Here is a 1114-nt window from a genome sequence, read left to right as displayed (position 1 = left end):
GCCGGAGGCGCCACGGGCTGGGGAGTGCCGGGCTGCGTGGGAGATTGCTTCGGGGAGCTGCTCGGCTCCGGATCGTCCGGCTCCCCGGAGGAGGTGGGCTGCGGGGAGGGACTCGACGGCGAAGGACTCGGCGTGGGCTGCTTCGCGGGTGCGAACAGGCCGTCAACCAGGCCGCCGAGGTCAAGGGACAGCAAGTCTGTCGCTGTGGGAACTGCGGCAGAAACGGAACCAGAGGCGGCGACGCCTGTGGCTGCTTGTGAGGCGGGTGCCCCTGCTGAGAGAGCCAGTACCACTCCGAGCGCTGCAGCTGCCGTGCCGCGCCGAAGTCCCCCATGGTGACCGGCCTGCGTTTTTTGGACGTGGGACCTGTGAGTAACCATGGTCATCGACACTAGCCTTCGGAGGACGTCCGGGAAAATTTGCTGTTCCCCTCGTTTCCGGGTACCCGCGACCCGTTTCCGGGTACCCGGGATCGGGTGTGGCGCCCGGACGACAGGGCTCCGGCGCAGCTCAGGAGAGCAGCTGCCGGACCTGTTTCGGCGTGTCGGCCACGATCGCCGCGAGGCCGTTGCCGGACAGCCAGCCGCCGACCATGACCAGCGTGCCGTCCGCCGCGCAGATGCTGCGCACCTCGGCGACCCGGCGCTTATGCCCCAGCGAAGCGAAGGGCAGTGCCCCGCCCCAGCGCACGACGTCCCAAGCCACCACATCCCCGGCGGTTATCGGGACGGAAAGCAGCGAGGAGGCGTCCTCCAGGGCGGCCTCGAACAGCTCCGCGTCCGTGCGGGGCTCAGGCCGGTCCTTGGCTCCGTGCCGGGCGTCGCCTCGCCCGTAGGACAACCGGACAACGTGGGTGCCGGGGCCGGCCTTGGCTGCAAGCCACTCCCATTTGGCGGTGGCGTGGGTGAGTGCCTTGGCCTGGATTCCCGGGCTCTGCGGCGCGACAAGGACCCCGGTGCCGCGCGGCCGGGCGTCGAGCTGGGGCAGATCCACCACGAGTGTGACGAGGCTGACGTCGGGTCCTGCCTCGGGGCGGAGGGCGGAGAGTTCCGGCAGGGCGCCGGCGAGCAGTCCGACGGCGGCCGGGCCTTCCACGGCGACCACCAGCAACCCG

At 70.9% G+C, this 1114-nt stretch carries 1 protein-coding gene and 1 pseudogene; both read right to left on the bottom strand.

The window, feature by feature from the left end:
• Positions 1-194: pseudogene (locus tag K789_RS26325) on the bottom strand (hypothetical protein); the annotation flags it as partial.
• 316 nt (positions 195-510) lie between these two features.
• The coding region (locus tag K789_RS0120015) for a hypothetical protein (protein ID WP_024368307.1) at positions 511-1114 on the bottom strand (604 nt) is incomplete at its 5' end.

This window comes from Arthrobacter sp. TB 26, from assembly GCF_000427315.1.
GTDB lineage: Bacteria > Actinomycetota > Actinomycetes > Actinomycetales > Micrococcaceae > Arthrobacter.
This window is presented reverse-complemented; position numbering and strand designations above follow the sequence as displayed.